General features: G+C 36.3%; 31 protein-coding genes. 8 read left to right on the top strand and 23 right to left on the bottom strand.

Annotation, left to right across the window (positions count from 1 at the left end; genetic code table 11):
• Positions 1-89 precede the first annotated feature (89 nt).
• The 3 genes from V3595_RS07900 (at position 90) to V3595_RS07910 (ending at position 3,841) form a co-directional block, all read left to right on the top strand.
• On the top strand, positions 90-950 hold the full coding sequence (locus V3595_RS07900; protein ID WP_318566009.1) for a LysR family transcriptional regulator: 861 nt from the start codon (positions 90-92) through the stop codon (positions 948-950).
• 46 nt (positions 951-996) lie between these two features.
• Complete coding sequence (locus V3595_RS07905; protein ID WP_485906383.1) at positions 997-2,124, top strand: AbrB family transcriptional regulator; 1,128 nt, start codon at positions 997-999, stop codon at positions 2,122-2,124.
• Between the two features lie 394 nt (positions 2,125-2,518).
• Positions 2,519-3,841, top strand: coding sequence for a CitMHS family transporter (locus V3595_RS07910; protein WP_485906385.1), 1,323 nt, complete (start codon positions 2,519-2,521; stop codon positions 3,839-3,841).
• Positions 3,842-4,061: 220 nt separating this feature from the next.
• Here the strand turns inward: V3595_RS07910 and V3595_RS07915 are convergent, their stop codons facing one another.
• The 4 genes from V3595_RS07915 to V3595_RS07930 all read right to left on the bottom strand — a co-directional run bounded on the left by V3595_RS07915 (position 4,062) and on the right by V3595_RS07930 (position 6,774).
• A complete protein-coding gene (locus V3595_RS07915) occupies positions 4,062-4,283 on the bottom strand; it encodes a hypothetical protein (protein ID WP_485906387.1) in 222 nt (73 codons plus the stop codon).
• A 395-nt stretch (positions 4,284-4,678) separates the two neighbouring features.
• Positions 4,679-4,828: a hypothetical protein gene (locus V3595_RS07920; protein WP_485906389.1), complete on the bottom strand. Its 150-nt coding sequence runs from the start codon at positions 4,826-4,828 to the stop codon at positions 4,679-4,681.
• A gap of 395 nt (positions 4,829-5,223) precedes the next feature.
• Positions 5,224-5,712 carry a DUF6584 family protein gene (locus V3595_RS07925; protein ID WP_485906790.1) on the bottom strand — a complete coding sequence of 163 codons (489 nt, stop codon included), beginning with the start codon at positions 5,710-5,712 and terminating at the stop codon, positions 5,224-5,226.
• 207 nt (positions 5,713-5,919) lie between these two features.
• Entirely contained in the window at positions 5,920-6,774 is an 855-nt protein-coding gene (locus V3595_RS07930; protein ID WP_485906391.1) for a helix-turn-helix transcriptional regulator, read from the bottom strand.
• A gap of 121 nt (positions 6,775-6,895) precedes the next feature.
• Between V3595_RS07930 and fabF the strand changes: the two genes are divergently transcribed.
• Positions 6,896-8,131 (top strand): beta-ketoacyl-ACP synthase II, encoded by a 1,236-nt coding sequence (gene fabF, locus V3595_RS07935; RefSeq protein WP_485906393.1) that lies wholly within the window; start codon positions 6,896-6,898, stop codon positions 8,129-8,131.
• A 382-nt stretch (positions 8,132-8,513) separates the two neighbouring features.
• On the opposite strand, the gene V3595_RS07940 is transcribed toward fabF, so the two are convergent.
• On the bottom strand, positions 8,514-9,059 hold the full coding sequence (locus V3595_RS07940; RefSeq protein WP_485906395.1) for a cupin domain-containing protein: 546 nt from the start codon (positions 9,057-9,059) through the stop codon (positions 8,514-8,516).
• A gap of 151 nt (positions 9,060-9,210) precedes the next feature.
• Between V3595_RS07940 and V3595_RS07945 the strand changes: the two genes are divergently transcribed.
• Together V3595_RS07945 and V3595_RS07950 are read left to right on the top strand one after the other, a co-directional pair.
• Positions 9,211-9,834, top strand: coding sequence for a LysE family translocator (locus V3595_RS07945; RefSeq protein ID WP_485906396.1), 624 nt, complete (start codon positions 9,211-9,213; stop codon positions 9,832-9,834).
• Positions 9,835-10,215: 381 nt separating this feature from the next.
• Entirely contained in the window at positions 10,216-10,371 is a 156-nt protein-coding gene (locus tag V3595_RS07950; RefSeq protein ID WP_485906398.1) for a hypothetical protein, read from the top strand.
• 172 nt (positions 10,372-10,543) lie between these two features.
• On the opposite strand, the gene V3595_RS07955 is transcribed toward V3595_RS07950, so the two are convergent.
• The 14 genes from V3595_RS07955 to V3595_RS08020 all read right to left on the bottom strand — a co-directional run bounded on the left by V3595_RS07955 (position 10,544) and on the right by V3595_RS08020 (position 18,845).
• On the bottom strand, positions 10,544-10,846 hold the full coding sequence (locus V3595_RS07955) for a hypothetical protein (protein WP_485906400.1): 303 nt from the start codon (positions 10,844-10,846) through the stop codon (positions 10,544-10,546).
• 195 nt (positions 10,847-11,041) lie between these two features.
• A complete protein-coding gene (locus V3595_RS07960; RefSeq protein WP_485906401.1) occupies positions 11,042-11,476 on the bottom strand; it encodes a GNAT family N-acetyltransferase in 435 nt (144 codons plus the stop codon).
• An 865-nt stretch (positions 11,477-12,341) separates the two neighbouring features.
• The gene (locus tag V3595_RS07965) at positions 12,342-12,758 is read right to left on the bottom strand and encodes a hypothetical protein (RefSeq protein ID WP_485906403.1); all 417 of its coding nucleotides are present in this window, start codon (positions 12,756-12,758) and stop codon (positions 12,342-12,344) included.
• Between the two features lie 172 nt (positions 12,759-12,930).
• Entirely contained in the window at positions 12,931-13,167 is a 237-nt protein-coding gene (locus tag V3595_RS07970) for a hypothetical protein (RefSeq protein ID WP_485906404.1), read from the bottom strand.
• Between the two features lie 451 nt (positions 13,168-13,618).
• Positions 13,619-14,398: a sulfite exporter TauE/SafE family protein gene (locus tag V3595_RS07975; protein ID WP_485906405.1), complete on the bottom strand. Its 780-nt coding sequence runs from the start codon at positions 14,396-14,398 to the stop codon at positions 13,619-13,621.
• 51 nt (positions 14,399-14,449) lie between these two features.
• Positions 14,450-14,677: a sulfurtransferase TusA family protein gene (locus V3595_RS07980; RefSeq protein ID WP_485906407.1), complete on the bottom strand. Its 228-nt coding sequence runs from the start codon at positions 14,675-14,677 to the stop codon at positions 14,450-14,452.
• Between the two features lie 42 nt (positions 14,678-14,719).
• On the bottom strand, positions 14,720-15,847 hold the full coding sequence (locus V3595_RS07985; RefSeq protein WP_485906409.1) for an MBL fold metallo-hydrolase: 1,128 nt from the start codon (positions 15,845-15,847) through the stop codon (positions 14,720-14,722).
• A gap of 47 nt (positions 15,848-15,894) precedes the next feature.
• A complete protein-coding gene (locus V3595_RS07990; RefSeq protein WP_485906411.1) occupies positions 15,895-16,290 on the bottom strand; it encodes a DsrE/DsrF/DrsH-like family protein in 396 nt (131 codons plus the stop codon).
• A 32-nt stretch (positions 16,291-16,322) separates the two neighbouring features.
• Entirely contained in the window at positions 16,323-16,892 is a 570-nt protein-coding gene (locus V3595_RS07995) for a sulfurtransferase TusA family protein (protein WP_485906412.1), read from the bottom strand.
• A gap of 53 nt (positions 16,893-16,945) precedes the next feature.
• On the bottom strand, positions 16,946-17,242 hold the full coding sequence (locus V3595_RS08000; RefSeq protein WP_485906414.1) for a rhodanese-like domain-containing protein: 297 nt from the start codon (positions 17,240-17,242) through the stop codon (positions 16,946-16,948).
• An 18-nt stretch (positions 17,243-17,260) separates the two neighbouring features.
• Entirely contained in the window at positions 17,261-17,629 is a 369-nt protein-coding gene (locus V3595_RS08005) for a rhodanese-like domain-containing protein (protein WP_485906415.1), read from the bottom strand.
• A gap of 13 nt (positions 17,630-17,642) precedes the next feature.
• A complete protein-coding gene (locus V3595_RS08010; RefSeq protein ID WP_336866487.1) occupies positions 17,643-18,122 on the bottom strand; it encodes a DsrE/DsrF/DrsH-like family protein in 480 nt (159 codons plus the stop codon).
• 116 nt (positions 18,123-18,238) lie between these two features.
• Positions 18,239-18,544: a monooxygenase gene (locus V3595_RS08015; RefSeq protein ID WP_485906417.1), complete on the bottom strand. Its 306-nt coding sequence runs from the start codon at positions 18,542-18,544 to the stop codon at positions 18,239-18,241.
• Between the two features lie 40 nt (positions 18,545-18,584).
• Entirely contained in the window at positions 18,585-18,845 is a 261-nt protein-coding gene (locus V3595_RS08020) for a metal-sensitive transcriptional regulator (RefSeq protein WP_485906419.1), read from the bottom strand.
• A gap of 264 nt (positions 18,846-19,109) precedes the next feature.
• Here V3595_RS08020 and V3595_RS08025 point away from each other — a divergent pair, with 264 nt between their 5' ends.
• On the top strand, positions 19,110-19,388 hold the full coding sequence (locus tag V3595_RS08025) for a hypothetical protein (protein WP_485906421.1): 279 nt from the start codon (positions 19,110-19,112) through the stop codon (positions 19,386-19,388).
• Positions 19,389-19,787: 399 nt separating this feature from the next.
• On the opposite strand, the gene V3595_RS08030 is transcribed toward V3595_RS08025, so the two are convergent.
• From V3595_RS08030 to V3595_RS08045, 4 genes are all read right to left on the bottom strand, one after another.
• Complete coding sequence (locus V3595_RS08030) at positions 19,788-21,011, bottom strand: amidohydrolase (RefSeq protein WP_485906422.1); 1,224 nt, start codon at positions 21,009-21,011, stop codon at positions 19,788-19,790.
• A 7-nt stretch (positions 21,012-21,018) separates the two neighbouring features.
• Entirely contained in the window at positions 21,019-22,413 is a 1,395-nt protein-coding gene (locus tag V3595_RS08035; RefSeq protein WP_485906424.1) for an APC family permease, read from the bottom strand.
• Between the two features lie 27 nt (positions 22,414-22,440).
• Positions 22,441-23,145: a FadR/GntR family transcriptional regulator gene (locus V3595_RS08040; RefSeq protein WP_485906426.1), complete on the bottom strand. Its 705-nt coding sequence runs from the start codon at positions 23,143-23,145 to the stop codon at positions 22,441-22,443.
• A gap of 450 nt (positions 23,146-23,595) precedes the next feature.
• Positions 23,596-23,820, bottom strand: coding sequence for a hypothetical protein (locus V3595_RS08045; RefSeq protein ID WP_485906427.1), 225 nt, complete (start codon positions 23,818-23,820; stop codon positions 23,596-23,598).
• Between the two features lie 289 nt (positions 23,821-24,109).
• Between V3595_RS08045 and V3595_RS08050 the strand changes: the two genes are divergently transcribed.
• Complete coding sequence (locus tag V3595_RS08050) at positions 24,110-25,744, top strand: acetolactate synthase large subunit (RefSeq protein ID WP_485906428.1); 1,635 nt, start codon at positions 24,110-24,112, stop codon at positions 25,742-25,744.
• The last annotated feature ends 8 nt before the right edge of the window (positions 25,745-25,752 follow it).

Below are 25,752 nucleotides of genomic sequence, written 5' to 3' on the forward strand. Positions count from 1 at the left end.
TAGTTGTATTATACTTTTAGAAATCAAATAAATTATCATTTTTTATAATTACCCATAAATATTTTTTATGGTTAAAGGAGAAAAATTTTATGGATGAAAAAGACTGGCTTATATTAATTACTCTTTACGAAGAAAGAAATATAACTAAGGCAGCACAACGACTATTTATTTCTCAGCCAGCTTTATCCTATCGTATAAAACAGCTGGAAAAAGAGTTCAAAACAAATTTAATCTCTAGAGGCAAAAGAGGTGTCGAGTTTACAGTTGAAGGGGAATACCTCGTTCAATATTCGAAAAATATGCGTAAGCAATTAGGAGCTGCAAAAGAACACATTTCAAATTTGGATAAAAAAGTAAAAGGAACTTTGCGATTGGGTGTATCTGGCTTGTTTGCCCGATATAAACTGCCAGTATTATTAAAAGAATTTCTAACCCTGTATCCAGAGGTTGAAATCAGTTTGAAAACTGGATGGAGTTCTCAAATTCATCAAATGCTTCAAAAAGAAGAAGCACACCTCGGGATAGTTAGAGGTCCTTACAAATGGCAGGAAAATAAAGTGTTATTTCAAGAAGAAAAGATTTGTATTGCCTCCAGTAAAAAAATTGAATTAAAAGAACTTCCTTTTCTTCCTAGAGTTAATTATCAGACAGACCAATCGTTAAGAAATACAATTGAAAACTGGTGGCAGGAAACATTTGCGTTACCACCTAAGATTTCAATGGAGGTAGATCGGATTGAAACATGTAAGGAACTGGTTCTTAATGGTTTAGGATATGCCATTTTACCAGAAATCTGTATTAAAAATGATGAACCACTGTATACTTTCCCCATTGTATTAAGCGATAATAGCTATTTACTTAGAGAAACTTGGGTTTTTTATCGGGATGTGACTATGGATTTGGCACAAGTAAAAGCATTTATTGATTTTCTTAATGATTCTAAACAATGAAACAAGAAGAAACGAAGTAAAACTAATACAAAGGAAGAGAATTAATATGAAAAAGTGGGATTTAAATAATGCAAGCAAGACAATCCAATTTTCGGCTGCACTTCTAACTGCTTTTATTGGAGGCGGCCTTTTCTCTCTTATCAGGTTTCCAATCCCCTGGCTTCTTGGTCCAATGGCAGCCCTATTAATTGCATCACGTTTCAAAAACGTTAAATTAATTTGGCCCGTTTCGATGAGAAATACTGGATTAATTATTGTAGGTTATTCAATAGGCATCTCCTTTACCAAGAGCTCACTGTCTGATATGATTAGTCACCTTCCCTCAATGTTGATCCTTACAATCTTAATTGTCCTTGTGTGTGCATGTTCTGCTTTTGTTATGTCAAAATATTCCGGCATTGACTTTCCTACCTCTTTAACGAGTAGTATTCCTGGAGGTTTGTCACAAATCGTTGTGTTTGCAGAAGAAATGAAAGGTATTGATATTACTACAGTAACCTTTTTCCATGTTACAAGAGTGATAATGGTTGTTTTCTTAGTTCCCCTTTTAATTATCAGTCCCATTTTTGCAGCGAAAAGTACCAATGATTCCTCTAAAATAATGGATAACGTTATTCCAGAGTGGAGTGATTTATTTCCTCTTATCTTTCTGTTCGCCCTTATTTGTTTTCTCGCAGCAAGAATAGGTAAAATATTTAAATTACCAGCTCCTTACTTTTTAGGACCAGTAATCGTTGCTGCTGCAATAGGTCTTTTAGGTTTGCAGGGACCACCACTTCCTCCTTCACTTCTTGATATATCTCAATTTATGGTTGGCGGTTATATCGGTTTACTATTAAAACCAGAACAACTTAACAACAAAAGAAAAACCTTATTATTGGCTTTGATGAACGGACTAATTTTGATCTGCGCAACAATGTTTTTTAGTTTTCTACTGACCCAGTATTATGATTTATCGACTATTACGGGTTTTTTAAGTTTAGCCCCTGGTGGAATGGATCAAATGGGAATCATTGCACAAGAAGTAAATGCTGATGTATCTACTGTTACCAGCTATCAACTATTTCGGATGGCTTTTATTTATGCCGCAGTGCCTCCATTACTAAAATTGGTATTAAAATTAAGTTTAAGAAAAAATGACAAGAACAGTAATGTAAAACTAAATGTTAAATAAAAAAGGAGGAAGCTTTGCTCAAGGACACTGAATAAGTCTGATTTATAAAGAAAAGAAGGTATCATCCACAATATTTAGATGATGACCTTCTTTTTAAATACTAAAAATAGTATTAAACTTTAAAAAAATTTCGTTATTGAATCACTTATCCTATGGCTTTATTTGGTCTCCTCCCCATTCTTTTTTAAAGAATAAATTATTTTGATACCAATACAAAAAAAATATGTATTTAACTTATTGTTCTCTCTGTATTACCTTTAATAAAGAAAAGCGCATAAGCATAGTGTAAAACTTATTAATCTACCAGTTAATTTTTCTGAAGAGTCACAAAATTATTTCTTAGTCATCCAGAGATCATTTGAAAGCGCATTCAAAATATAGGGGGGATTTAATAATGTTTCTAACAATTTTAGGCATCTCCATGGTTACCGTTTTTACCTATTTAATTATGTCCAAACGTTTATCACCCATTGTTGCTTTAACTTTAGTTCCGATCGTTTTTGCAGTAGTTGGTGGTTTTGGAAGTAAAATTGGCACTATGATGATGGAAGGCATTAAGCTAGTCGCTCCTTCTGCAGCTCTATTATTATTCGCCATATTGTTTTTTGGTATTATGATAGACACGGGCTTATTTGACCCACTTATCAAAAAGTTATTAGAAGTTGTCAAGGGAGATCCTGTCAAAATTTCGATAGGTACCACAATTCTTGCATTACTTGTGGCCCTTGATGGAGACGGTACAACAACGTATATCATTACTGTTTCAGCTATGTATCCACTTTATAAACGAATCGGTATGAATCCATTGGTTTTAGCCACAGTAGCCATGCTAGCTTTAAGTGTCATGAGTGGTATGACCCCCTGGGGTGGACCTGCTACCCGAGCAATAGCAGTATTGGGACTTGATGCATCCGAATTTTTTGTTCCACTTATTCCTACCATGATCGGTGGTGCTATTTGGGTTATTTTCGTCGCATTTATTTTAGGGAAAAAAGAACGTAAACGACTGGGTGTAATACAAATAGAAGAGTTAAAAAATGAAATAGCTGCTACTGTAGAAAATGAAGCCACGGATGCATTTCCTTATATTGACATTAAACGCCCTCGTTTTTTGTGGGTTAACTTATTAATTGTGGTAGGCATTATGGTCATTCTTATTATGGGATTGGTACCTTCCCCTATTTTATTTTTGGTCGGTTTCGCTATTGCTTTAATGATTAACTACCCTAATCTGGAAATGCAAAAAAGACGTATCTTAGCACATTCTGGAAACGCTTTAATTGTTGTTCTATTAGTTTTTGCGGCAGGAGTATTTGCAGGAATCTTTTCCGGTACAAAAATGGTTGATGCTATTGCTAATGGACTGGTTGCGATAATACCTGCTTCGTTAGGACAGTTTTTTCCTGTCATTGTTGGCATTACAAGTATACCATTCACTTTCGTTTTATCGAATGATGCCTATTATTTTGGAGTTCTCCCTATTCTTGCAGAAGCAGCTTCAGCCTATGGTATTAGTCCTTTAGAAATTGCTCGCGCTTCTATATTGGGACAACCCGCTCATTTAATGAGTCCACTTGTTGCATCAACCATTCTATTAGTTGGTATGGTTGATAAAGACCTTGGAGAATATCAGAAATTTGCATACAAATGGGCCATCTTGACATCGTTAATCTTAACAGTATTAGCTATAATTAGTGGCGCTATTTCTTTTTTGTAAATTATAAAAGTCCTTGTTTACTTGTTTGCTAGTAAATATCCGAAGGATCCTTTCCAAAAACAACTACTATGGATAGATATTCTCACTTAATTCCCTCACTACAATCGGAAGCAGCGGAATCATTAAATTATTGTGGGGTAAATAGACAGCAGATTGCTGTCTATTTTTATTGATTCGGGCTTCAAGTGAGAGAGGTTACATGTGGCTTCAATAATTTCCCTTACAAGCCCCTACTTAATAGGGCTTTTTCATGAGTACAGGTCAGGTATTTTCGGGAAACAGCATTAAAATATCCTACATCAATAATTGATGCTTTTTCTCCTTTATCCGGGCATTGAATATGCTTAAGCTGAAGTGATTCATTGATTATTACCAAGTCTATTGCACCCAATTCTTTTTTGCACCAAGAACATTTTACAGGTAGTAAGTTTTCTTTTTCCATTAAAGAAGCCCCCTTTTTGATAAATAGGTATTCTCTATGTCTAGTTGCTAATCCTACCTGTTCACATAACTGTCAAAAATCCCTTTTTTCATTACATAGTCAGATGGTGTCTACATCGCTTGTTCAGCTAACCTGCCCCGTTAATGCCTCCTTAAGAAAAAGGTTGCCGCAGCAACCTCATTATTGAAGCAATGCACCCGTTAGTTCTATAAGCAAAAAAGGCCACTAAATGGCAGCCCCCGGATCTCAACTATAAAATAAAGAAAACTACTTGAGAACAATTCAAAATGCGGTAAATTTCGTACCAGTAAATTACCACCTTAAAAATGAGTATTGAAGGCAATTACTTTCTAAATGAATTTTGTAATGACGATAAATAGGTGATGGGAATAGAATTATAAATAGAAAAATAGAACAAGAACTATAATCCAAAAACTCCAAACTTCAAATACTCCAGCGGTTTCCCACATAACAGTTAAAGGGTTATTTAAAGTAAGGAGAGTTAATATAAATGCTCCTAGAATAATTACTATTTTTTTAGACATAATAAATCGTCCTTTTCTGTAATTTATAACGATCACTAGAATGAAACAAAACCTCAGTGAAAAACACTAATGTTTTCAATACGTTATTTGTTTCTTGTTCGGTAATGCCGCTATAGAGCAAGGTGACCGAAGGGTGAGAAGGATACAGGATCCGTTGCAACATTTAAAATTATACCATAAAAATCCAAATCGTTATGAAACTAACCTGCCCCTTTAGTTGCATTAGAAAAAGGAGCTGTTGATTAGCTCCTGGGAATGAATTAATCTTTTACTAAATGGGGTAACGTCAGGAAAATGCGGATTTACCATGTTAACCAGCAACCGATCTTCAGCCAACGCACCCGTTAGGAAGAACAACAACTATAAATACCTCGCTTGAAGAAAGATTCTAGGGATCAAAAAAACCAGCTAAAGAGAGTGTAAATTCCGATTAATGTAAAGAAAATGATTAATATTAATATCGTGATACACCCAATAGTAAATAACTTATCCTCCAATGTCTCATCAGGTTCTTCCGTCAATTTTTCTTTAACTTTATTTTGTATAGTAGAAATTGCTTGATCTTGCAGTCTTTTTATAATTTCACTATCTCCTTTAAATTTTAGAACTCTTGCTATTCTAATAGGATCGTTACCCATAGAATTTTCGAACTGAATACACGCATCTACCATTTCAGGTGTCTTATTCTTTTCTAGATACCAATATCGACCGGCCATCGAGGGATATTTTAATCCAAAATAAATGTCCCCCAACTTTCTGCGAAGTTCTAACTCATTAGGATAGGTTGAAATTAACCCGTGTAGTCTATCCCTTGCTTTCCCTAAATCATTTTTTTCAATGTCCTCTTCTATCTTCTTAATCGTTTTAACAGGTACCTTTTCTATACAAACACCTCATTATCTTTTTCTTTATAGTCTTTATTTTTATTTCTAGATAGTTCAAAATAGTTCCTTCTTCAACTAACCTGCCCCGATAGTTGCATAAAGAAAAAGCTGCCTTAAAGACAGCTCCGATCTTAAGCTACGCCCCCGTTAGCTTAATAAGAAAAAAACACCTTAGTTGGCATTTTTCAGTACAGTAAATTTGCTGGTTTATGAACTTTCAATGGAGATTTTCTTCATTAATCGTTTTAATTTATCTTCTGTAGCTGTTCCCTCTACTGGTGTATAGATACTGCACCTTAAGTCCATGTCCCCCTGGACTTGGAGAGAAGTTAAATTAAACAGCATCTTTCCGGCTTTAGCATGTCTAAATTCAATCATCATTTCTGGAGCTTTACTTACTTGACTTTCTTGCCATAAAGATTGAAATTCTGGGTGGGAATTACTCATTTCTTTAATAAATAGGTTATACCATTCATCACCTAAGTAGTGACCATAATAGGCACCAAAAATGGCAAGAAACCCCTTAACAAAATGCTCCCAATTCACAGCTAATGCTTTTAATTCTTTTCTTGTAAATACTAGATGGATCAAATTTCGTTGGTCATCTGGGAGTTGTTCAAAATCTAAAAATACATGAGCAGCAGCATTGTTCCAGCCTACAATATGACAATGCCGATCTGTAATGATAGTAGGGCAATACGTTAACTCAGCTAAAATTCTTTCCAAAGAAGGACTAAGTTTTGGCTGATCCTTCTTTCGATGAATAATGGATGAATTCACTTCTAAAGCTAAATCATATAGATACTCTCGTTCATCATTATTTAATTGTAGAGCAGTAGATATGCAATCCAATACGCTTGTAGAGACCTTTATATCCCGACCTTGCTCTAGCCACGTATACCAAGTAGTACTAACTCCCGCCAAATGTGCAACTTCTTCTCTTCGTAAGCCAGGTGTTCTTCTCCGTGTACCAGCAGGTATACCTATAGATTCAGGCTTTATTTGGGATCGCTTCGTTTTCAAAAATGAAGACAAAGCTTCAAGTCTGGTTTTATCATTCATTTCTAAAACCTCCATCATAACAATTTAACCTAGTAGTTATTATACCAGGATAAACACTCACTTGTAATAGGATAATCTCGAAGTATAATACAACTATACTATTCATTTGGAGTGATAAAAAATGGAAAGAGTCGTTATTACCGGAATGGGAGTAGTCTCTCCTATTGGAAACAACGTAGAAAAATTTTGGAGAAATCTGACTGAAGGGAAATCGGGCATTTCCTCTATTGATACATTTGACGTAAGTAATCATAAAGCAAAAATTGCAGGAATCATTCGTGATTTTAATGCAGATGATACTTTAGGAAAAAATGAAGCACGACGTCTAGATCGCTTTTCTCAATTTGCTTTGGCTGCTGCTGAACAAGCCTGGACTGATTCTAATTTAGATATTGATGATATCAATCTAGAAAGACTTGGAGTATATGTTGGTTCGGGGATAGGAGGAATTGAAACATTGATTGATAATGTGGATACTCTTCGAGAGAAAGGTCCAAGACGAGTTAGTCCAACCCTGGTACCAGCCATGATTTCAAATGCTGCCGCAGCCCAAATTAGTATCAAGTGGAACGCAATGGGACCTACTATGTCACCTGTTTCTGCTTGTGCGATCGGAAATACAGCTATTGGTGAAGCATTCAGACTTATTCGCTTTGGAGAAGCAGATGCCGTTTTTGCAGGAGGAGCAGAGGCAGCTATAACAGATTTATCTTTAGCTAGTTTTGGTAATGCTACAGCATTATCAACGAGAAACGATAATCCAACTAAAGCTAGCCGTCCTTTTGATGTAAATCGAGATGGATTTGTCATGTCAGAAGGAGCAGGAATTTTAATCTTGGAATCTTTGTCTCACGCTTTACGTAGAGATGCAAAAATTTATGCAGAAGTCATTGGGTATGGTGCGAGTTCTGATGCCTATCATATGGTAGCTACACACCCAAAAGGTAAAGGAGCCTATCTTGCAATGAAAATGGCTTTGAAAAATGCAAAAATTTCTCCTGTAGAGATTGATGTTATTAGCGCTCATGCAACAAGTACAGAAGTGGGAGATCGATCTGAGACACTGGCCATTAAAAAACTATTTGAATCAAAAGCTTATCAAATCCCAATAACAGCTAATAAATCTATGCTTGGTCACATGTTAGGAGCAGCTGGAGGCGTGGAAGCAATTGCTTTGGCAAAAAGTTTAAAGGAAGGAATTATTCCTCCAACCATCAACTTAGAAAAGCCTGATTCATTATGTGATTTAGATTATGTACCAGGTGTTGCTCGTAAAATGGAAATAAGTACTGGTCTATCCAATTCATTTGGTTTTGGAGGTCATAATGCAGCTATCGTTTTAAAAAAATACGAGTGAATTAAATTTCGCTCGTATTTTTTTAATTAAAATTAAAGATTCTCAAGAGAACCTTTAGAGCTGTTTCTTTTTTTTAATACAAAGGGGAGTCGTGGTTATAATCATTGCTTCGATTAATGAGTTCACCTTTTATGTAAGTAAGAGTAGGTGAATTCCTAACTTATTCGTTACTTCTTCACTTGGAAATTCATCACCAAATAATCTGAAGTACACCCTAACTTGAGTTTTCTTCATTTGAAATATTGCCTCCATTAGTTCTCATTTATATAGAATGTATTATATACATCTTGTTGAACTAACCTGCCCCGTTGTGCCATAAGAAAAGCTGTCTTAAAGACAGCTCCGATCTTCAGCTAACGCACCCGTTAGTTCAACAAGAAACTTAAAACGCTGGTGGAGTCACTGAAAATAGAATTGAGGCATTTTTATCGAAATTATTTTCCCATTTATGCTTCATATAAGCTGGAATTTTGACACTATCACCAGATTCTAATATATATTCTTCATCATTTAAAAATACTTTAATTTTCCCCTCTAATACAAAAGCGACTTCTTCCCCTTTATGTTCCAAAAGCTTTTCAGATGAGGATGTATTGGGAGGAACATTCATAATTGCAGTTGCCAGTGTTCCTGTAAAATCAGGTGACAATAACTCATACGAAAGGTTTTCAACAACCATTTTTTTACGATCATTTGATCTAACAATTAAATCTTCGGTATTAGATTCTTCTAGTAAAAAACTAAAGGTGGGAACATCTAAGGCTTTAGCTAAAACCTTTAGAGTCTGAATTGAGGGATTAGCCAACCCCCGTTCAATCTGACTTAACATTGAAGGTGTTATTTCGGCTATTCTCGCTAATTCTCTACTGCTCCACCCTTTGGCTTTTCTGTATTTCTCTACTTTTTTACCAATATCTATATTTTCCATTACTATACTCCTTATAAATAAAATTAAAAATAATTTAATTTTATTAAATTATAATTAACTTACAATCGAACATCTGTTAAACTATACTTAATAAATGTTAAATTTTATTGTACCAGATGGCATTTTACAAGTCAGTAAGGGAGTGGGGAAAATGAATGAATTTTTTACGTTTCTAGTCCTTTCGTTATTTGTTGTGATGAGCCCAGGTATCGACACAGCACTTATTACGAAAAGGACCATTACAGACGGAAGAAAAGATGGTTATAAAATGGCTCTAGGTATTACAACTGGATCTTTAGTCCATACATTCGCTGCTGCTTTTGGACTTTCAGCTATTTTGATGCAGTCAACTGTTGCTTTTGAAATCGTTAAATATGTTGGTGCGATTTACTTGATATACCTTGGATTGTCTTCATTCATCTCTAGGAAAAAGAAGAAATCTACAAGTGCTGAAAAACAAAATAATTTCGAAATGAAAAAGTCAGCTTTTAAACAAGGTCTATTCTCGAATGTACTCAATCCAAAGGTTGCAATGTTCTTCTTAACATTTTTACCTCAATTTGTTAAAACAGGAGAAAACGCAACCCAACAACTAATAATAATGGGTGTTATTTACACACTACTGTCTATTTCTTGGTTTTTTATTTATGTCTTTTTCATTAACTATTTACGTGAATGGCTAATGTCTCCAAAAGTACAAAGGATAATGGATAAAGCAACGGGACTTGTCTTAATTGGATTTGGATTAAAGTTAGCCTTAGCTAAACAACAATAAGATAAAAAAAACATTGGGATTAGCCCTCATGTTTTTTTTGCCTTCTTGAAGTAACCTGCCCCGATAGTTGCATAAAGATAAAGCTGCCTTAAAGACAGCTCCGTTCCTAAGCTAACGCACCCTAAGTTTAAGTACAATATTTCACAAACTTAAACTAATTTCTTCTTTTATTGATAAAAGAAGCTGCCGATTAGCAGCTAAACTCGATGCAACTCCCCTCCCCTATTGAAGTAAGACACCGAAGAAAAACGAAAAAATTTCTAATAAAAAAAACCATTAATAAGTTACTAAACAAGAATTATTTTTTAAATAAATAATACGTATTTTCCTTAAACTTGCGCATATTAAAAACAATAACATTGAAAGCGAGATGGATACGTATTGTCTAAACAAGGAATGCAAAACAAGGATCAAACGAGAAAGCAAATCGAGAATCAGGATAATAAAAATGATGTTGAACTAGGTAATGAATTTCAAATTGGAAACACAAGTTCACAGAGCCCAAAAAAAAGTGGACGTCAAGTAAACAAAAAATAACCTCGATTTATAATGAATTACAAATAACCTATTTTTACTTATTTGTCTCATACCTATCACTGGTTGGTTCACTACTGCATATAACAAAGTAATATCTATGGGCTACCTTCGGGTAGCTCTCTTTTTATTTGTCTTAATCAACTAACGCACCCGTTAGTTGAAGAAGAAAAATTCATTTTTCAAATCTAACTAACGTTTTTTCGGGAATTTTAATCTCATCAATATCAAAGTTATTGATTCGGAGGGTCATCTCACTATCTCGCTTTTCAGCTTCTTCTCCTACCCAACAACTATAAAGTTCGAAAAAATCACCTTTCTCAAGGTAACTGTCCATAATTTCACATAATTCTATTAGCTTCTTTGTCGATTCGGCACACGTTTTTGGGTTCATATATTCTGAAATATCAATTCCCCAATGACTTGATACCTCATAAACGTAAGTAGTAGTAAACTGATATTTCTTTACATTTAGCAAGTCAAACTCACCTTAAACAACTGCCAATATATGAAGCCAAACTCATTTCCACTCACTCCTTGTTATTCCTTCTTGAACTAACGCACCTGTAAATTTAAGTACAATCCTTCACAATCTTTTTTTGAGAAATCGGAAAAAGTCGCCACTACAACTTAAAGATAGCTCTTATAGAAGAGAAGAAAAACATAAATAATCTTATAATCTTTTTTCATATTTAAATAACTGGAGTTTTTCAGTAACTTGTACTTCACCTATTTTTATATAACCTAGCTTTTCATAAAAATGGTGATTTCTTTTGTTTAAATAAGGAGTATATAAGCTCCAATCTCTTATCAACGGAAATTCGGACTCCATTAACTTGATTATCTTACTTCCAAGTCCTTTATTTTGAAATTCATTTCTTAAGAATAATTTACTTAATCTTAATCGGTTTTCATCCAAAGGGCGAATATCTATTGCTCCAATAATAGCATTGTCCGACAATATAGTGTAATGAAAAAATCGCTCAATGTTTTCGATTAATTTTGCTTCCGTTTCATTTACAGGGGTTGAATCGTGGTCTTCATATAAGGCATAATCTTCTGCAAAAACTTCTTTTTGTATAGCTAATAAATCTTCGACTTCATTCAATTTGGTCTTTTTAATACTGACTTCCACCAATATGCACATCCCTATTGATAAATGATTTAATATTCCAAATAATAACATATTTCAAAAGGGATAAATACAAAAACCATTCTTTTCATTAGAATGTTTTTCAGTTTTTTAATATATTCTTATTCAACTAACCTGTCCCGATAGTTCCATAAGAAAAAGAGCTGCCAAAGCAACTCTCTTATTGAAGTAAAGCACCTGTTAATTGAAGAAAGGCCAACAGTATTATCAAAAACTTAAACACCAAATATCACTGTTCCTAAGATCATATATACAAAAGGAAATATTAATAAAACCGAATTTACAATGATAGCACTAAGCGTCCAAATCTATGCGGATAACATTGACGGTTTCTGTTAATACCATCATATATAGCAAGAAATTGTTCTCGATTAAATTGCTTCAAGTTTGGTTGGATAAAAACATCGTAATTATGGTCTGCTGTATCGAAATTACTGCTATGAACAAATTGTTGGATGAGCAGGTCATAATACTTATCTACGCAATCGTTCTCTGTAGCTCACTTCAACAATAATTCTCTTTCCTCTTTATCTAGTATATGTTGTTAATAAAACCTTTCTTCAGAAGTATGTTCAGTCCAGTGTATTTCTTTATTCAAGTAATCGATATGCTATTCCTTGAAATTGAGCACGAACTTTGAACTTCATTTTCTATTTGTTTATTTATCAAGCTTTCTAAGACAACTCCTCTTTCTCTGGGTCTTGTCTTATTGGATATCAGTTTAATTTCTCACTCAAAAGTCAGCTCCAGAGAGATTCTCCAAGGAGGCTTCTTTTTCTTGTTTTAGTTTAAAGTCGGGTCTCCATTTTCTTAGAGTACATTAATTTATTTGCATTTTATCTAATTCACGAACTTTATCATATGACTCCAATAGTTGTTCAGGTATTAATGTTCTCCCATAATCCCAAGCATTAGTTTCTATTTCAAATTTTAGCTTTTCTTTTTCTTCTTCGTGACCATACATTAAAATCCTTAAATCATGTTTGTTCTTCTTAAAATCTAAATAATAACCAATCATACGATAAAGAATAATTTTAACAAAGTCTTCCTCTGTCTCTTTAATTCTAATTTTCCCTTTATACCCGTTAACTTGAAGGTAATTGAATTTTATAGTATTGGTCGATACGTTATAACTCATAGGTGCACTTAGATTATTGTCAAATTCATAAATAATATCCAAATTGTGCTCATTTAATGTGTTTTTAATTATCTTTTCGATATCGCTAATATAAAGCATTTAACTATCACTTCCCTTTTAAAGTCTTACTTCATTATAGTAGTTTTATCAATATAATAAACTGTTGAGAAATTAAAATCACACAGTTAAAAATAAAGGAAATATTTACTATATAATACTGAAGTGGAGGGTAAGTCCTACGAGAAGTGTGATTAATCCCCTAATAGACCCCCTAAAAGGAAAGGAATTTGCTATTAATTACTCTTCCATACTTTCCTCCTTTTTCTATCATTGGTTGTAATTCTTCTTGATATTGTTCTACAATCATTTCAAGTGAAGGCATTGTATTATACTTTTCAAGCCAAGAAACGTAATGAAGTGCTACATTATGCGCAATATCAAAGTAGGGTACAGGTTCGTTGTTACCACTCTCTCTGTGAGCTGAAAATTTATTTCTGAAGTCTTTCATCGTTTGCCAATATTTTGCATAGTCTTCATGCTCATGTTCAGAGCTTCCAAGAAGTATTCCCGTGGATGGTATTTCTTAGTAAAGGTAATCCAACACATTATAGTAAAGTGGATTTTACCGAAGAATATGATTATGTACCTTTTAAAGAAAAGCCAAAAAGACGGTCTTATTTTTAACCTCCATCGTTAGCAGATAAGCAAAAGGCTTTTCTCAAAGTTCCTTGAAATATTAATTATTACAAATAATTGACCTGTAGTACGTTTAAATCCTTCTCTATCCGCCACCATTACGCCAACAATTAAGTAAATAATACATAATGAACTATATATTTAAAAACAAAAAAAGGCCCAAATCCTTGTTATATCAAGGATTTAAGCCTTTGTTAGTTGATGACCTGTGAGGGATTCGAACCCACGACCCCTTCCCTGTCAAGTTCAAGCCAGATCATACCTTAAGACATGATCCCTGCCCAAGTTTTCACAGCCGTTGCTAAAATCAATAAAGCCAGTATGACTTGCAGCACTTTTACATTCATTTTTTTACCGGCCATCGCCCCAAGCGGAGATGCTATTAAACTAGCAACTACCATGATCAATGCCGGATAGATGTCAACTTGTCCCGTTGAGATTTTTCCTACTGTTGCACCAATGGATGAAATCAATGTGATAGCTAATGAAGACGCAATCGTTATCCTGGTTGGTATTCTTAAAACGATAAGCATGATCGGAACTAATAGAAAGCCCCCTCCGGCACCGACTATCCCGGCACCTAAACCTACGATTAAGGCAAGGATGGCCGCAAGCCATTTGTTGAATGTAACTTGATTCAAAGGAATGTCATCTATCCCTTTCTTCGGAATGAACATCATGACAGCAGCTATCAACGCCAAAATGCCATAGACGATATTCACTCCGTTTTCCGACATCGATTGTGATCCAAAACTTCCAACCACGCTTCCGATTAACACACTGATCCCCATATAGAGAATAAGCGTTTTATTTAAATGCCCGCTCTTACGATAGCTCCATATACCTCCGATGGAAGCGAATAAGACTTGTACAGCACTTATACCTGTCACATCATGGGCACTAAATGCCGCTAAACCGAAGATTGGGGGAATAAACAGCAGCATTGGATAATTTATTATCGAACCGCCGATGCCGAGCATTCCTGAAACGTATGAACCTATAAAACCAATCAAAAAGATGGTAATGATAAAGGTGATATCCATTGTAAGTGCCTCCCTTAAAAGAAGGGAACCCTAATGGTTCCCTTCTCTTTATCAGCCTTTTCTAATCCAAAATTTCAGTATATCATTTTCTTCTGCCGTTTCCACCAGTTCATGGCCACCGGATTTTGACCAAGCGGCTAAGTCGGCTTTAGCTCCTTTATCGGTTACATGTATTTCCAGCACTTGCCCGGTTTGCAAATCATTCATCGCTTTTCTCGTTTTAACGATCGGCATTGGACAAGCTAGTCCCTTAGCATCTAACACTTTATCTGAATGCATATTTCATTCCTCCTATTTTCTTGGCTTCTTTTTTTATCGGTATTAACGAACCGCACAGCGATTTGGCCCGATTTCCATTTCGCGCTGTTTTTCATCATCAGGCTCGATTTTCCCCATATTAGTTTGGCGAATTTCTTGATAAGCGTTTGGCTGAGGCGGTAAATTAACTGTTACCAGCTCTCTGAATTCCGTTTCATCTGCAATGTTCAATCCGTGATTTTCAGCAAACAGCGCACTCAACTTTTTAGCGACACTTCCATCTTCATTCAATTCATCAATGATCATGAAATGTGATGGCAATACGATTAACTCGTCTGATAATTCTCTATAACGTGTATTCAGTGTTTCTCTCAAGTCGCCTACCCAATCCTCAGCCAGCCCTGCTAGGTCCGGTCTGCCAATCGAATCAATGAATAGTATATCCCCGCTTAGCAAGTATTTTTGATCGACCACAAATGAAGTCGAACCAATAGTATGGCCCGGGGAATATAATGCTTGGATATCAATCGCAGTATGACCAATCGTTATCACTTTCCCGCTTTCTAATGGCTGATATTCAAAAGTTACTTCAGCCGCATCTTTTGGCGGCAGCCAGTAAGTAGCATTTGTTACTTCTGCTATACGTCTTCCACCTGAAATATGATCGGCATGTAAGTGCGTATCCAGAACATGTGTAACTTTCACCCCGATATCATCGGCGAAATCAAGGTAGGTATCAATCATTCTAGTAGAATCAATAACGGCTGCTTCACCATTGGAAACGACCATGTAAGATAAACAGCCTTTACCAAGTCGAACAAATTGGTAAATTTTGCCCCCATTGGTCAATTCACCGATTTTCACTGGTTCCAAATGTTCACTCCATGCTTTCATGCCACCCTTTAAATAAGAAACATCCAATCCAGCTTCAGATAGCATTTCAGCTACCATAACGGAAGAGCCTTCCTTTGCACATACTACCAGGATTTCTTTATTTGCCGGGATTTGATCGAGTATTTCTTCCACGCCATCCAGTAGATCAAAGTAAGGGATATTAAGGAATTCAAAATTCTTCCCTTCAATTTTCCAATCATTGTAGTCACTTTCATTTCGAACATCCAAAATAAATAAGTCGGTTTTATTGATTACTTTCTTTGAAACCTCAGCGGCTGTCATTTGCTTAAACGCCATATTGTATACCCCCTATAGTATTAATGATTTCAAAAATTTTTCGTTCATTAAAAGGTTAATGTAACATCAGCATTCTTAGCGAACTCCAAAAATGTGACCGCTCCACCTACTTCGATACCGTCAACGAAAGCTTCTTTTTCCATGCCCAAAACGTCCATGGTCATTTGACACCCAATAAACTTGACGTCCATTTCCTGTGCCATGGTAACTAATTCTGGAATGGAAGGAACATTTGCCTTTTTAAAGCCTTCGGCAAAGTGCTCTTTACCTTCAGGGAGTGGAAGCTGTCCATTCGCTTCTTTATGAATTAAGTTCAAGCCTTCGAAAGTAAAGAAAATGGCCACTTCTTGATCTGTTGCTGCTGCTGCCGTTGCGATGTTAAACACTTTATATGCATCAAATAAACCACCATTACTTGCGATTATAGCTACTTTATTCGTCATGATATATTCCTCCATTTTAAAGTCACTTTTCTTCATTCACGGGATTTTTGTGAAGGACCGTTCCATTGGCTCATGCCGGGTACAACATTGAATACCTGTTCAAATCCGGCCGCCGTCAGTTTTTGTGCAGCAAGATCACTTCGACTGCCTGTACGGCAAACCACAAAAATCTGTGACTCTTTATCAAGTTCACCCATATTTTGTTCCAATTCACCCATTGGAAGGGATCTAGCTGCTGGAATATGATTAAAAGCATACTCTGCCGATTCTCGTACATCCAGGATGATCATATTTTTGTTTTCTTGCATTAGTTGAAGAAGTTCTTCATTTGAAATGATTTTTCCATGCTTCTTCACTGCTGTTTCTTCTCCGATTGCTTTCCGAAGATAATGTTTTAGTGTTGTTCCTTCTTCAACCGTACCCAAGTATTGGTGACCTGAACTTTCCGCCCAGGCTTTCATGTCGGCGGTTGACCCTTTATCAGTTGCTTGAACTTCGAGTACTTCCCCCGCTTCCAGGCCATTCATGGCTTTTTTCGATTTTACGATTGGCATTGGACAGGCTAAACCTTTAGCATCCAAAACGGAATTTGTTTTAATCATTTTATTTCCTCCTTGTATCTTTTATAGGGATGGGGGTATAATCGGATATAAAATTATTCTGTGGGACCTTCCCATTCATTCATACCACCCATCATGTTCAACACCTTATATCCATGATCCTCAAGTAATTGTGCCGCCCTTGAACTTCTGCCCCCTGAACGGCAGACGATGATATATTCTTTTGATTTATCCAGATCCTGCATTCTAAATTCCACCAGACCCAGCGGGATATTCAAAGCATTTGGTATTTTCCCTGCCTTTACTTCATCCACCTCCCGCACATCAATAATATGGACTGGCGAGTTTCCCTTCAATAATGTGTTCACTTCATTCGGTAAAATTTCTTTCATTTTTTTAAGATCCTCCTTTTATTCGCGCCAAGAACTCATGCCGCCTTTTACGTTGGTGACTTCATTAAACCCGAGTTTCTTCAATGCTTTACTCGCATTACTGCTCCTCATCCCGCTTTGGCAGATTACAACCACTTCTTTATCTTTTGAAAGTTCAAGTGCCCTTTTGCCAAGTTCGTTTAGAGGTATATTTTTAAAGTCCTTAATGTGATTGCCCCTATATTCATTAGGAGTACGGACATCAATGAATTGCTTATTTCCTTTATTATTCAACACAGCTTTTAACTCAAGCGCATTTATATTTTTTATCCCCTTTGCCGGGACAAAGCGCTGATATAAAAACCAAACGATGAAACCTAATATGATGAGATTAAATATAGTTCCCATTTGAAACCCCCATTTATATAAATAAGTTTACATTTCCATCCTCTGCTTCAGCTAAATAAGCTGCAACACCTGCATACTCAATTCCATCCAATAATTCCTCTTGCTGTAAACCCAATAAATCCATTGTCATCGTACAGGCTATAAGTTTGATTTCCTGTTCTTGGGCCAACTCAATTAAATTTGGGAGTGACATGGCGTTATGCTTTTTCATCACATGTTTAATCATTTTAGGCCCCATCCCAGCAAAGTTCATGTTTGATAGACCCATTTTATCAGAACCACGCGGCATCATTTTTGCAAACATTTTTTCAAGAAATCCTTTTTTTAATGAAATCGGCTCATCCTTCCTTAAAGCATTCAATCCCCAGAATGTATGGAAGATAGTCACTTCGTGATCGTAAGCCGCCGCCCCATTTGCTATGATATAAGCAGCCATTGCCTTATCATAATCACCACTAAATAAAATGATCGTCGTTCTTTTCTTTTCAGTCATTTATGTTTTCCCCCTGATTGATATTTAAACATTATACCCATAGGGGTATATATTATTTTAAAAAATATATTTCGTCAACCCACTTCACTAAAAAATTAAATGGAATAGGGTTTTCTTTATTTAATTGGTCCATGATTGATTGAAGTCAAACCTTCATTAACTTCGAATATTTTTCCATTAACCTTCTCTATACCAAACCCTTTTAACCGAGCTGTGTGCATAGTCAAGTACTTACTTGCGGATTCCTTCGTTTCAAACAGATAAATGCCACCTGCTTCCTTTGCCTCACTGTCTTCGGTCCAAATCTTCCAGATCAAGCCTTCTTCATCATTAATGCCTCTTGCTAAATCAGTAAATTCTTTTACCATTTCGTGACCAAATGGCCCCTCCATTTTAAAATCCACTTGTAAAATATAAGACATGAAAAACACTCCTTTTTCTACAGGAAAGGATCTAATTCTTTTACCTGCTTTTAATTAGTAAATTAACCGCTTCCTTGACTAAATGATCAGTGTCTTCTCCTTTCTCGACGTTTTCCCGAACGCATTTCTCAAGATTGTCACTTACGATAACACCCATGGTCCTATCGATGGCATTACGTGCAGCTGACAACTGAGTGACGACTTCCCTGCAATCTTTTCCCTGCTCCATCATTCCAAGAACACCCTTGATTTGTCCTTCAATCCGCTTCAAGCGATGAATGCTGCTTTTATCATACTCCATACTCCGCCTCCCATCTATTTACAACAATCGCTAATCTCCTTTTCCGTTAAGAAGTGCAGCCCAAGTTCACTTCCCGTTTATTAGAAGCAATGACATGAATGTTTTCAAGTCAGATATCTTCATTAAAATGTTTCAATAGGCATAATCAACCTTATCGTGCTTATGATTATAAGCCCATAGCCAAATAAATCGTATTTTACTCGTGAGTTTGCACATTTTACTCGTGAATTTTGCATTTTATTCTTGAATTTGAGTGCCTTTCTCATGAATTTGGGCATTTTACTCGTGAGTTTGGGCATTTTACTCGTGAGTTTGCACGTTTTACTCGTGAGTTTAGGCACTTTATTCTTGAATTTGAGTGCTTTTCTCATGAATTTGGGCGTTTTACTCGTAAGTTTAGGCACTTTACTCGTGAGTTTGCACGTTTTACTCGTGAATTTGGGCACTTTACTCGTGAGTTTGAACACTTTACTCGTGAGTTTGGGCATTTTACTCGTGAGTTTGGGCATTTTACTCGTGAATTTGTGTTTTCTTAACTTTTGAGTTCATATTATACCTATAGGGGTATATTGTCAAGTCGTTTAATCTTCACTGTTAAAAATAAAAAGCCACCATATACGGCAGCTTTCACTTATTACTTCAATTCTTCAATTATTTCAGCACCATAAGAGTTGTCGATTATACAGCGCCATGTACCGGTGGAATCCTTTTTAAATACATATGTCGCGGTTCTTTCCATAGAGAATTCTTGCGTTTGATATTTACTTTGTTGAACAAAATCAACTTCTTTAGCTAATTGGAAGATAGAGAGAAATAGGCGTGAAGTTCTTGAAAATAAAGATTCATTTCGTGAAAACAGAAAAACTCATAAAAAACGCCATCCTTTCTGTATATTTCTACAAAAAGAATAGTGTTTTTTTAATATTAATTTTTTGCTAAGATTTAATTAAAAGAACCTGAAACAATTTTCCCTTTGTGCATAACCGCAAGGCGCCTTGCACGTCTTGCGACTGCCTCCGCTGAACAACTAGCTTCCACAAAAACAGCATCCGCTTTATCACCTATAGTCGGCCAAAGTCGCTCCCCGTCTGAATTAAGAGGTGTTTTCCCGCCAGTAATAAAACCTAGGGCTCGTCCTAAAGACCACTCATCAATCCAAGCGAAACGTTCAGCCATCAAACTAGCTTTGTAAAGAACGTCACCTGTGCCGAATGGGTCCCAATGATCTGTTATGCTGTCATTTACAAGCGAGACATTTATACCCTTTTCATGAAGCAACGGGATTGGAATTGTGGGAATATCGATAGGTACAGTAGAAGCAATTGAAATACCCGCTTGAGCTAAAGTTTCCGCCGCATCGGCAGCCACTTCAACTGGAACACCCCCGAGTCCAAACGCGTGTCCAATTTTAACTCTTCCCTGCCACCCTGCTTCTTCTGTAAGTTTAGCCAATCGCTTCATCGTATAAATTCCCAGGTGACCAGGTTCATGTAAATGCAAATCTATATCTGCATCCGCTTCAACTGCAAGCTCAATGAGTGCATGTAATGAAGCTTCAATATTTTCATCTACTATGGCCGGATCCAATCCCCCTGCAGCAGTAGCTCCCATTCTTAACGCCTCCCTTACAAGTGGAACGGAATTACTTCGCAAGAGTCCGTGCTGAGGAAAGGCAACTAACTCGTATGAAAGCTGTCCATCGTATGATTTTAAGGCCTGTAAAACTGCTTCCATGTTTTTCAACCCAATTATAGGGTCAACATTACACTGAGCCCGTATGTGGGTTACTCCATTCTGTAAAAGCAGCTCCAAAATCTTCTTCGCCCTTTCTTCCGCTACAGGAAGAAGAGACGGGAGCATGTCTTCTTCTTCTTTCATTCGGCCAAATACATCTACAAATGGGGTACATGCTTTCCATTTACCTCCATAGTATGTTTTGTCCAGGTGAATATGCATATCCTGAAAACCAGGAAGCATAAGCAGTCCGCCCGTATCCTGAACTGGCAATTCAACGGGTAAATCCTCATGAGCTGGGATTATTTTAGTGAATTTTCCTTCTTCAACTAGGATATGACAGTTTTCTGTAATTGTTTTTGTAACCATTCCATCCTTACGATCGAAACCGCTTTCAAGCAATACATTTGCTAACCAATATGATTGTGTCATTAAAGCATCATCCTTTCATTTCATTCATATTTAATTCCGGTGGGAGTTTTTTAAAGAAATTTGTATTTAGTCCTAGGTAAATAACTCCAACTGTCAACCAAATCAAACCTGCAGTCTTTGCATACATATCCAATTTGTATAAAAAGAATAGCGTGATTAATGCTCCAATAGAAGGGAATAACAAATATCGTACAATATTTATGCCTTTACGTTTTTTCTGCTTAATAAAATAATAGAATATAACAGATATATTTACGAAGGTACAGCCAAACAGTGCACCGAAGTTTACTAATGAAATGACTGTTTTTACATCTAGAAACAAAGCAGTTAAACTAAGAGACCCGATAAATAAAATACTATTTGTTGGAGTAGCTTTTTTAGGGTGAATGTAGCCAAAAAACTTTGGTATAATTCTGTCGCCCCCCATTTTGCACAGCATACGGGAACAAGAGGTTTGTGCAGCTAAAGGACCCGCTATGGCTCCAATCAAGGTGAAAAAAGGATAGATAACAGCGAGTATACCTAATCCAATCTTTTTAAATAACTCAAGTGCTCCCGTATTTACATCTGTGAATTCACTCCAGCCTGCAGGCCAGGCTAATAGCATTAAGTAAGATACGGTTGTAAATAAAAGACCCGCACCCGCACAAATTATTAATACCGCTCTTGGAACATTAACTCTCGGATTAATAGCTTCTTCCGCTACCATTGTTACAGCATCAAATCCAAAATATGATAGTACCAGTATAGATGCACCAGTAAAAATGACTCCCCATCCTACTTCTGGTTTAGCAAACTCACTAGAGTTTATAAATACATCCCACGAGAAAAAGGATCCCATTCCTCCTCCTTCGGCAATAAATTCAATTAAAAAAATCGCTACAATTGCTATAATGGAGAGCTGAACCAAAACAATTATATTGTTTACTTTGGCAGTAACGTTAATGCCAACATAGCTAATCGTTGTCACAAGGACAGTTAATCCGAGGATCCATATCCAATTAGGTATTTCAGGGAAAATCGCATTCATATAGTTAGCAGCAATAACGTAAGACAGCATAGGTACAAGAAGATAATCCATCATAACAGTCCAGCCTGTTAAAAAACCTATATATGGATTAATTGCCTGCTGGGCATACGTGTATGCAGAACCTGAAACCGGGAAAGCAGCAACCATGCTGCCATAACTAAAGGCTGTAAACAGTATAGCTAATGCTGTTAACGCGTGAGTTAGAGAAAACATTCCGTGAGTTATATTAGATACAATTCCATACATATCAAAAATTGTCGTAGGTATTAAATAAGCAAGACCGTAAAATACAAGGGAAGGGAGGGTTAGTACTCTCTTAAAATTCGGCTCTTCTTGAATTAATCCTGAAGTAACAGTGGTTTTAGCTCTCAATATATTTCCCCCTATTATTTATTGGTATCAGGTATATGGGTTTTGGACGCTCTTATACTCCTCTACCATTTTGATATAATGGCTTTTCACATCTTCAATATGTTCTTTCATTAATTTTGAACTTCTATCTGAATCTCCTTTTTTTACCGCCTTCAAGATCTGTTGATGGTAATAGAGTGCATTTTTTGTATCATCATAAGTTGCCATTTCAATCCTTACTTTTTTGAAAAATTCTGAAATATTATTGTACATATCAATAATCACATGGTTGTTTGTCGATCGTGCAAGCGTCCTATGAAATACAAGATCGGGAACGATAATAGAAGATTCCATTTTAATACAAACTTCTAAGTCGACAAGCGATTGTTCAAGAATATTAATTTCATTCGGTTTTATCCTTTTTGCAGCCAAATAAGCGATTTCAGCTTCAATCACTTTGCGAAGTTCTAATAAGTCTAGAGAATTATCGATATTGACAGATATTTCAAACGTGCTTGAAAATGCCTTATCATTGAGATGTAACCTTTTCTTTACATACACCCCCTTTCCTATTTTTTTTTCAATAATTTCTTTTTCAGAAAGTGATTGCAATGCCTCTCTTACAGAAGATCTGCTTACTTCTAATAGTTTTGCCAATTCTCTTTCAGACGGAAGCAGGTCACCACTCGTAAGATTATTCTTAAGAATAAAATCACATAAAAATTTTTGAACAGTTTCACTTACAATTGCCATCTTTAAGTTCAACTCCATAGCTTTAGATATCAGACCGGTCAGACCAGTTTATACAAAAAATAACCTCGTTATTTGGAAATATACATTTCCCTCGTCCTCCTTCTAATTTGTTTGAATTTTCTATCTATTAAATATGCAAATCCTATTCCAAATTAACAAAATACTGTTAAAACGGCTAAATATTAGTAAAATCAGCAATATCAGCATGCGTATTAGAATAAAAAATTCAATATTGCATAATTTATAGTTGTTTTTTAAAAATTTCGAGATGCAAAAAAACCTAAATTCTAATAATAATTTTGGATATTAGCAGGTTGTACAGAGATTCCTCTTGTACTTAAATCGTCCCAAGATATTTGTATCATTGATCCAACAGAAATTTTAGCCCCTCGCCGATATCCCGATCAAATCTTTTAATATAAATGGAGGTTTTTGTTCTTGGGCCAATGATTACATCATCATGGTCATCCAATATATAAGCAGACGATTCCTCATCCTCCCATTCTTCCTTTCCCTGCTTAAGAAGCGATCTCTCAATAAGATATATCTTTTGGTCATCACCTTCGTTTCTTTATCAAATTTTTTCTTCTCGACTAATATGGGGACTAGCATTCCGAATAATAAGGACTTCTTCATTAAATCACGTTTTGAGCCAAACCCAATTACATCTTGCATATACTTTGCGCTTTCAACAATATGTTCGAAGTCATCCCTTGAAAATGCTTCCCTTCAGTTTCCTCGTTAAATAAATATTGCCGAAATCCGGGCCGGATTTATAGTGCATCAGTAAAAAATGAGATAATAATTTAAACGACTTGCGATATCCATTTTACCCCTCCTAGTTATGACTATTGAGGTTAATTTACATGACCCTGAATTTCTTTATAATACGCATGCACATAATTTCTAGTGGGCAAAGCCAACATATAGGGAAAGAAATTGAAATTGTCGAGGTGGGAATAATTTGAAGGCATCTGATTTGTTTGTAAGATGTTTAGAGAATGAAGGGGTTCAGTATATTTTTGGGATACCTGGTGAGGAAAATACGGATCTTATTGATTCTCTAATAGACTCTGATATTGAATTTATCTTGGTTCATCATGAACAAGCTGCAGCTTTTATGGCAGACATCTATGGTCGGCTAACTGGAAAGCCTGGCGTCTGCTTGGGCACATTGGGACCGGGTGCAACTAATTTATTGACAGGAATAGGAAATGCTTATCTGGATTATTCCCCTGTTGTCGCGATTACAGGTCAGGCGGGCCTTGATCGCATTCATAAGGAGTCGCATCAATATGTGGACATTATTGGCGTTTTTGAGGAAGTAACGAAATGGAATCAACAAATTAAGGTACCAAATACTATTCCGGAAATTATCCGTAAAGCATTTAAGACAGCTGTCATTGAAAAGCCGGGAGCCGTACATATCGAGCTCCCTGAAGATGTGGCGATGATGGATACAGAAGGTGAACCACTAAGGGTTACACCAATGCCAAGATCTCGCCCTGCCGAGGAAGAAATCAAAAAAGCCGTAGAATTAATCAATCGCGCTAAAAAGCCGATTATTCTAGCTGGTAATGGCGTAGTTCGCGATGGAGCTGCTGAGTCCTTACGGAAATTTGCAGAAGAGAAGCAAATTCCCGTTGTGAATTCGTTCATGGCCAAAGGAGTTTTACCTTCTGACCATCCATTGACCCTTTTTACAGTAGGAATGCAAGCAAGGGATTATGTTCTATGCGGGTTTGATTTGGCTGATCTCATTATCACCGTCGGCTATGATTTCGTCGAGTACTTGCCAAAATATTGGAACGATGAGGCGAGAAATCCGATTATTCATATTGATGCCAGAGCAGCTGAGATAGATGCTTATTACCCGGTTCAAGCCGAATTGGTCGGTAACGTCACAGAGGCGCTAGAAGCCTTGACTACTAGTGTAGCAAAAAAAGAACTTTGGCCAGAAGTTAAAAGGTTAAGGTCTCAGATTGTTGAAAAGCTTCATTCTTCGGATGAAGTATCAGGAAGCCCTATCATCCCTCAGCGAATTATTGCTGATATAAAAAAGGCGGAAAAAGGGAATGCCATTGTCATTTCGGATGTGGGCGCCCATAAATTATGGATTGCCAGGATGTATCAGCCGGAAAAGCCTAATCACACTATCATTTCTAATGGCTTTGCATCAATGGGTATTGCGGTTCCCGGTGCCATTGCGGCCAAATTGGCAAAACCTGATAAACCTGTCATTGCGGTTACAGGGGATGGTGGATTTCTGATGAATGGGGTTGAATTGGCAACTGCCAAACGTCTGGGTCTTGCCTTCGTTATTGTCATTTTCCATGATTCAAAATTTGGCCTTATCGAGTGGAAGCAATTGAATAAATTTGATCGTACGAATGCGATTGAATTTACAGACCCAGACTTTTTAGGATTCGCAAAAAGTTTTGGGGTTAAAGGAGTGAAAGTAACCCACTCCGATGAATTGCTTCATGCATTAGAAGAAGCGATTTCGAGTCAGGAAATTGTCTTGATTGATGTGGATGTCGATTATTCGGAAAATGTAAAGCTATCGAAAACACTAGGTGATTATATTTGTAAATTATAAAGAGCATG

It is taken from the genome of Bacillus sp. CFBP9009 (assembly GCF_036541465.1).
Classification (GTDB): domain Bacteria; phylum Bacillota; class Bacilli; order Bacillales; family DSM-1321; genus Peribacillus.

What these genes read in the sequence shown, in the direction of transcription:
- V3595_RS07900 (WP_318566009.1), top strand. Translation starts at nt 90, where the DNA reads ATGGATGAAAAAGACTGGCTTATATTAATTACTCTTTACGAAGAAAGA.
- V3595_RS07905 (WP_485906383.1), top strand. Translation starts at nt 997, where the DNA reads ATGAAAAAGTGGGATTTAAATAATGCAAGCAAGACAATCCAATTTTCG.
- V3595_RS07910 (WP_485906385.1), top strand. Translation starts at nt 2,519, where the DNA reads ATGTTTCTAACAATTTTAGGCATCTCCATGGTTACCGTTTTTACCTAT.
- V3595_RS07915 (WP_485906387.1), bottom strand. Translation starts at nt 4,283, where the DNA reads ATGGAAAAAGAAAACTTACTACCTGTAAAATGTTCTTGGTGCAAAAAA.
- V3595_RS07920 (WP_485906389.1), bottom strand. Translation starts at nt 4,828, where the DNA reads ATGTCTAAAAAAATAGTAATTATTCTAGGAGCATTTATATTAACTCTC.
- V3595_RS07930 (WP_485906391.1), bottom strand. Translation starts at nt 6,774, where the DNA reads ATGAATGATAAAACCAGACTTGAAGCTTTGTCTTCATTTTTGAAAACG.
- fabF (WP_485906393.1), top strand. Translation starts at nt 6,896, where the DNA reads ATGGAAAGAGTCGTTATTACCGGAATGGGAGTAGTCTCTCCTATTGGA.
- V3595_RS07940 (WP_485906395.1), bottom strand. Translation starts at nt 9,059, where the DNA reads ATGGAAAATATAGATATTGGTAAAAAAGTAGAGAAATACAGAAAAGCC.
- V3595_RS07945 (WP_485906396.1), top strand. Translation starts at nt 9,211, where the DNA reads ATGAATGAATTTTTTACGTTTCTAGTCCTTTCGTTATTTGTTGTGATG.
- V3595_RS07965 (WP_485906403.1), bottom strand. Translation starts at nt 12,758, where the DNA reads ATGCTTTATATTAGCGATATCGAAAAGATAATTAAAAACACATTAAAT.
- V3595_RS07970 (WP_485906404.1), bottom strand. Translation starts at nt 13,167, where the DNA reads ATGAAAGACTTCAGAAATAAATTTTCAGCTCACAGAGAGAGTGGTAAC.
- V3595_RS07975 (WP_485906405.1), bottom strand. Translation starts at nt 14,398, where the DNA reads ATGGATATCACCTTTATCATTACCATCTTTTTGATTGGTTTTATAGGT.
- V3595_RS07980 (WP_485906407.1), bottom strand. Translation starts at nt 14,677, where the DNA reads ATGCATTCAGATAAAGTGTTAGATGCTAAGGGACTAGCTTGTCCAATG.
- V3595_RS07985 (WP_485906409.1), bottom strand. Translation starts at nt 15,847, where the DNA reads ATGGCGTTTAAGCAAATGACAGCCGCTGAGGTTTCAAAGAAAGTAATC.
- V3595_RS07990 (WP_485906411.1), bottom strand. Translation starts at nt 16,290, where the DNA reads ATGACGAATAAAGTAGCTATAATCGCAAGTAATGGTGGTTTATTTGAT.
- V3595_RS07995 (WP_485906412.1), bottom strand. Translation starts at nt 16,892, where the DNA reads ATGATTAAAACAAATTCCGTTTTGGATGCTAAAGGTTTAGCCTGTCCA.
- V3595_RS08000 (WP_485906414.1), bottom strand. Translation starts at nt 17,242, where the DNA reads ATGAAAGAAATTTTACCGAATGAAGTGAACACATTATTGAAGGGAAAC.
- V3595_RS08005 (WP_485906415.1), bottom strand. Translation starts at nt 17,629, where the DNA reads ATGGGAACTATATTTAATCTCATCATATTAGGTTTCATCGTTTGGTTT.
- V3595_RS08010 (WP_336866487.1), bottom strand. Translation starts at nt 18,122, where the DNA reads ATGACTGAAAAGAAAAGAACGACGATCATTTTATTTAGTGGTGATTAT.
- V3595_RS08015 (WP_485906417.1), bottom strand. Translation starts at nt 18,544, where the DNA reads ATGTCTTATATTTTACAAGTGGATTTTAAAATGGAGGGGCCATTTGGT.
- V3595_RS08020 (WP_485906419.1), bottom strand. Translation starts at nt 18,845, where the DNA reads ATGGAGTATGATAAAAGCAGCATTCATCGCTTGAAGCGGATTGAAGGA.
- V3595_RS08025 (WP_485906421.1), top strand. Translation starts at nt 19,110, where the DNA reads ATGAATTTGGGCATTTTACTCGTGAGTTTGGGCATTTTACTCGTGAGT.
- V3595_RS08030 (WP_485906422.1), bottom strand. Translation starts at nt 21,011, where the DNA reads ATGACACAATCATATTGGTTAGCAAATGTATTGCTTGAAAGCGGTTTC.
- V3595_RS08040 (WP_485906426.1), bottom strand. Translation starts at nt 23,145, where the DNA reads ATGGCAATTGTAAGTGAAACTGTTCAAAAATTTTTATGTGATTTTATT.
- V3595_RS08045 (WP_485906427.1), bottom strand. Translation starts at nt 23,820, where the DNA reads ATGCAAGATGTAATTGGGTTTGGCTCAAAACGTGATTTAATGAAGAAG.